The 5,370-nt window shown below is 68.4% G+C and carries 6 protein-coding genes; all 6 read left to right on the forward strand.

Annotated features, from left to right (window positions below):
* Positions 1-482, forward strand: a 482-nt coding sequence (locus I0Q12_RS34005) for a biotin/lipoyl-containing protein (RefSeq protein ID WP_307846549.1), incomplete at its 5' end; no start/stop codon positions are given.
* A 9-nt stretch (positions 483-491) separates the two neighbouring features.
* A complete protein-coding gene (locus tag I0Q12_RS26585; protein WP_197256305.1) occupies positions 492-1,652 on the forward strand; it encodes an acyl-CoA dehydrogenase family protein in 1,161 nt (386 codons plus the stop codon).
* Positions 1,649-2,167 (forward strand): MaoC family dehydratase, encoded by a 519-nt coding sequence (locus I0Q12_RS26590; RefSeq protein ID WP_197256307.1) that lies wholly within the window; start codon positions 1,649-1,651, stop codon positions 2,165-2,167. The genes I0Q12_RS26585 and I0Q12_RS26590 overlap by 4 nt, the downstream gene beginning before the upstream one ends.
* A 5-nt stretch (positions 2,168-2,172) precedes the next feature.
* Positions 2,173-3,027 carry a CoA ester lyase gene (locus tag I0Q12_RS26595; protein WP_197256309.1) on the forward strand — a complete coding sequence of 285 codons (855 nt, stop codon included), beginning with the start codon at positions 2,173-2,175 and terminating at the stop codon, positions 3,025-3,027.
* 231 nt (positions 3,028-3,258) lie between these two features.
* The gene (locus tag I0Q12_RS26600) at positions 3,259-3,609 is read left to right on the forward strand and encodes a hypothetical protein (RefSeq protein WP_197256311.1); all 351 of its coding nucleotides are present in this window, start codon (positions 3,259-3,261) and stop codon (positions 3,607-3,609) included.
* 384 nt (positions 3,610-3,993) lie between these two features.
* Positions 3,994-5,370 (forward strand): condensation domain-containing protein (locus tag I0Q12_RS26605; RefSeq protein ID WP_231611509.1); only part of this gene is annotated, 1,377 nt, incomplete at its 3' end.

Consider the following 5,370-nt stretch of genomic DNA (forward strand, 5'->3'; position numbering starts at 1 on the left):
GCCCGCTCACCGCGGAACTCGACGGGGCGGTCCTGAACATCATCCTCGACGGCCGGCGTTCGGTGTTCCGCGTCGCCGCCGACGACGATCACGTGTGGCTGGCCGGCAACGGCGGCACGTGGCCGGTGCGTGAGGCCCGCGAACCGAACATCCGCGGCGCGGACGCCCACGCCGGGGAAGCGGAGCTGACCAGCCCCATGCCGGGCACGGTCATCGCCACCCCCGTCGAGGCCGGTGCCACGGTCACCGCAGGCACCACGGTCGTGGTCGTCGAGGCCATGAAGATGGAGCACGCCCTGACCTCGCCGGTCGACGGCACCGTCGAACTGCTGGTCGCCGCCGGCGATCAGGTCAAGGTCGACCAGCTCCTCGCACGCATCGTGCCCGTCCACACCGACACCGCAGTTCCTTCCGACGCCGCCGTTCCTTCCGACGCCGCCGTTCCTTCCGACGCCGCAGTTCCTTCCGACACCGAGAACTAGGACCGCCCCATGAGCAGCTACCTCTCCACCGACCAGCTTCCCGACGACTACCGGGACCTGAAGAACACCGTCGCCGAGTTCGCGCGCACCGTCGTCGCGCCGGTCGCCGCCGAGCACGACGCCAACCACACCTTCCCGTACGAGGTCGTGGCGGGCATGGCCGAGCTGGGCCTGTTCGGCCTGCCCTTCCCCGAGGAGTACGGCGGCCAGGGCGGCGACTACTTCGCCCTGTGCCTGGCCCTCGAGGAACTCGGCAAGGTCGATCAGTCCGTCGCCATCACCCTCGAGGCGGGCGTCTCGCTCGGTGCGATGCCGATCTACCGCTTCGGCAACGAGGAACAGAAGAACAAGTGGCTGCCGCAGCTCGCCGCGGGCCGCGCGCTCGGCGCGTTCGGCCTGACCGAGCCGGGCGCCGGCAGCGACGCGGGCGGCACCAAGACCACCGCGAAGCTCGACGGCGACCAGTGGGTGATCAACGGCAACAAGCAGTTCATCACCAACTCCGGCACCGACATCACCGAGATCGTCACCGTCACCGCCGTCACGGGCGAACGCGACGGCAAGAAGGAGATCTCCACGATCGTCGTTCCCACCGACACCCCCGGCTTCACCGCCGAACCCGCATACAACAAGGTCGGGTGGAACGCTTCGGACACGCATCCGCTCACGTTCTCCGACGTGCGGGTGCCGGCCGAGAACCTGCTCGGTGAGCGCGGCCGCGGCTACGCGAACTTCCTGCGGATCCTCGACGAGGGCCGTATCGCGATCGCAGCGCTGTCCACCGGTGCGGCGCAGGGTTGTGTCGACGAGTCCGTCAAGTACGCCAAGGAACGCGAGGCGTTCGGCCGGCCCATCGGCAGCAACCAGGCCATCGCCTTCAAGATCGCGCGCATGGAAGCGCGGGCGCACACGGCCCGGACCGCCTACTACGACGCGGCAGCCCTGATGCTCTCCGGCAAGCCGTTCAAGAAGCAGGCTGCGATCGCCAAGCTCATCGCGTCCGAGGCGGCGATGGACAACGCGCGCGATGCCACCCAGATCCACGGCGGCTACGGCTTCATGAACGAGTACCCGGTGGCGCGGCACTACCGCGACAGCAAGATCCTCGAGATCGGCGAGGGCACCACCGAGGTCCAGCTGATGCTGGTGGCGCGGGAGCTGGGCCTGTGAGCACCCCGCCCGCGAACAACACGGAAGTCACCAAGCGCGTAGTCCAGCGGGGCCTGTGGTTCGAGGAGTTCGAACTCGGCGCCGTCTACGAACACCGGCCCGGCCGCACCGTGACCGAGGCGGACAACGTTCTGTTCACGACGCTGACGATGAACACCCAGGCCCTGCACCTCGATGCCGCCTACAGTGCCGGCACCGAGTTCGGCGAGCCGCTGGTCAACTCGATGTTCACGCTGTCCACCCTGATCGGCCTGTCCGTCGCGCAGCTCACCCAGGGCACGATCGTCGCCAATCTCGGCTTCTCGGAGGTCAAGTTCCCGCATCCGGTCCGCCACGGCGACACCATGTATGCGGAAACCCTCATCACCGACAAGCGCGAGTCGAAGTCCCGGCCGGGGCAGGGCATCGTGACGTTCGAACACACCGCCCGCAATCAGCACGGCAAGGTGATCGCCGTCGCGGTGCGGCAGACTCTCGTCCAGAAGCGGCCGGTCGATCCGGCGCAGGAAGGTTGACGACGATGAGCACCATTCCGGGCCCTGCGTGGCTGTTCTGCCCGGCGGACCGGCCCGAGCGGTACGGGAAGGCCGCGGCGATCGCCGACGTCGTGATCCTCGACCTCGAAGACGGTGTCGCGCACGCCGACAAGGACTACGCGCGGCGCTGCCTCGTCGACACGCCCCTCGATCCCGAACGGACCGTGGTGCGGGTCAACCCGGTGGGTACCGAGGAGCACGCCGAGGATCTGAAGGCGCTCGCGAAGACCGCGTACACGCGGGTGATGCTCGCCAAGTGCGAGTCCGCGGAGCAGGTCACCTCCCTCGCCCCGCGTGAGGTGGTCGCGCTGATCGAGTCGCCGGCCGGCGCCCTCGCCGTCTCGGAGATCGCACTCGCCGCCGGCACGATCGGCGTCATGTGGGGTGCGGAAGACCTCGTCGTCGGGTTGGGCGGTCAGTCCAGCCGCCACGCGGACGGGTCGTACCGCGACGTCGCGCGGCACGTTCGTTCGTCGGCGCTGCTCGCGGCGAAGACCTACCGCCGGTGGGCGCTGGACTCGGTGTACCTCGACATCAAGGACCACGACGGCCTGCGGGACGAGACGCTCGACGCCGTCGCGGTCGGCTTCGACGCGAAGGTCGCGATTCACCCCGGCCAGATCGAGGTCATCCGCCAGGCCTACGCCCCGACCGAGGAAGAGGTCGAGTGGGCGCGACGCGTGCTGGCCGCGGTGCCCGAGGAACGCGGGGTGTTCCAGTTCGAAGGAAAGATGGTCGACGCACCGGTGCTGCGGCACGCCGAGCAGATCCTGCACCGGTCCGTCGAAGCCCGCGTGCAGGGACATGCCCCGACGGGCGGGAAGGACGCGCGACAGTAGCGTTCAGGGCCCCCGGGAGCGTTCGAGGCCCCGGGCCTCGAGGGCGTCGCCCCGGCCGCTACCGGAACCCCGGTTCCGAGCGGCGGGGCGGCGCCCTACGCGTGCTGGATCGGTCCCTCGCCACGATCCGGAGCCGACCGGTCCGTATCGCGACCGGTGGGGTGACCTCGGACACGTGCTGAGCGTGACCTAACTGGACAAAACGCCGGCGTCGATGCTCGGATGACGGGCATGGACGTCGCCATCAAGATCTTCCTCATCCTGCACTTCATCGGCCTCGCCGGCATCATCGGCAGCTGGCTCGCCGTGGTGAAGGAACCTCGTGTCGTGACCGGCATGCTGCACGGCGCGATCCTCCAGCTTGTGAGCGGCCTCGCCCTCGTCGGTCTGCGCGAGGCACAGGACGTGGTTGAGCTGAACCACATGAAGATCGGCGTCAAGCTCGTGGTCGCCGTGGTGATCCTCGTCCTCGCGATCGTGGGCCTCAAGAAGGAGAAGCAGAACCCGGGATCGACGGGTGCTCTCGCCCACACGATCGGCGGTCTCGGCATCCTCAACGTGATCATTGCGGTGCTCTGGTGAGCAGGTGACGAGAAAACGCGACCTGTGTCGCTACTGCTCGGTAGATTCACTCCCGCGGGGTTCGGCGCGCAGCGTCGGGTCCCGTGCGGTCGTTTCGGCGGCAGTGTTCCCAGGCGGTAGATTGGGGCGATGTGCGTGCGCCGAATGCCCACCTCACCGCCCCGGTACCTCGGGGCGGTCTTCGGCGTGCGGGGGGAGGCGGACAGGGGTCCGTGCAGGGTAGGCGCAGGTGCGCCGATGAAACAGAGTTGGACCGACCGGCAATAGACGATAAGCAGCGGTTGCTCTTGTGCGAGTAGCGGTCGGTTCCTGTGCCCTCTCGGGCGAGGAACAGGGCGTTTGTGGTGTGGGGAACTCGAAGATGTTCCGGAAACGAGGTAACGGTTGGACCCGCGAGAAATCGACGGAATCGACAGCGCTGATCAGGCGTTGCAGGGGGACGCATTCCCGCTTTCCCCGGCGCAGCTCGGATTGTGGTACGCGCAGCACCGTAACCCGTCCGTCGCGATCAACAACGCGCAGTACGTCGACCTCCGCGGGGACCTCGACACCGAGGTGCTCGAAAGGGTCAGCCGGATCGCCGCAGGCGACCTCCAGTCCGGATTCGTTCGGCTCCTCGAGATCGACGGGGTGCCCCACCAGATCGTCGACCCGTCCCTCGACACCCCCCTCGAGCTCGTCGACCTGCGGGATGCTCCCGATCCGGAGAAGGCGGCCGAAGAGTGGATGCGCGCCGAGTACAGCCGGCCCATCGACATCGTCGACGACCGGCTGATCGTCGCCGCCGCGCTCCGGCTCGAGGACTCCCGCTACTACTGGTATGCCCGGGTGCACCACGTCGTGCTCGACGGCTTCGGCGCCATGAACTTCATGACGCGCGTCGCGGAGCTCTACTCGGCCGCGGTCGAGGGTCGTGAGCCGGAACCCCTCGAGGTCGGGGACCTCCCGGACCTGCGCGAGGCCGAGCTGGCCTACCGCAACAGTCCTCGCTTCGAACGGGACCGCGAGTACTGGCGCGAACGCATCGCCGGACTCGACAGCGCCGTCGGCCTGAGCCACCGGATCGCTCCGCCGGCGGCCCGCAAGGAGCTCTCCTCGGCCACGTTGTCCGAGAGCTTGGCCACACGGTTCGACGCCGCCGTCGAGCGCAACGTCACCATCCGGTCCACGTTCCTCATCGCGTCGGTCGCGGCCTTCCTGTCCCAGATGACCGGACGGGAAGAGGTCGTCCTGAGCCTGCCCGTGACGGGCCGGACCACCGCGCTGACCCGGCGATCGGGCGGCATGCTGTCCAACATCGTGCCGCTGACCGTGCGGGTCGGGCACGACACGACCGTCGCCGAGCTGATCTCCGAGGTGCAGGTCGCGGTCGCCGGGGCTCTGCGGCACCAGCTGTTCCGCCACGAGGACATCCGCCGCGACTCGGCGGATCCGAACGGGGGCCTGTTCGGGCCCCTCGTGAACGTGATGCTGTTCCACGGCGGCATCCCCTTCGGCCCCATCCTGGGCGAGCTCACGATCCTGTCGACCGGCACGGTCGAGGATCTCGGCATCAACTTCTACGAGAACGTCAACGGCACGCGCCTCAACATCGACTTCGAGGCCAACCCCGACCGCTACACGGCGGAAGAGAACTCTGCGCACCACGCGCGCTTCCTGGACTTCTTCACGGCGTTCGTCGATGCCGACCCGTCCCTGCCGGTCCGCTCCGTCCCGTTGTTGGGTGCTCAGGAGCGGGCGTTGGTGTTGGAGTCGTGGAAC

Source organism: Rhodococcus sp. CX, assembly GCF_015865005.1.
Lineage (GTDB): Bacteria > Actinomycetota > Actinomycetes > Mycobacteriales > Mycobacteriaceae > Rhodococcus.

Coding starts and splice junctions, on each gene's coding strand:
- I0Q12_RS26600 (WP_197256311.1), top strand. CDS start 3,259: ATGGACGTCGCCATCAAGATCTTCCTCATCCTGCACTTCATCGGCCTC.
- I0Q12_RS26595 (WP_197256309.1), top strand. CDS start 2,173: ATGAGCACCATTCCGGGCCCTGCGTGGCTGTTCTGCCCGGCGGACCGG.
- I0Q12_RS26585 (WP_197256305.1), top strand. CDS start 492: ATGAGCAGCTACCTCTCCACCGACCAGCTTCCCGACGACTACCGGGAC.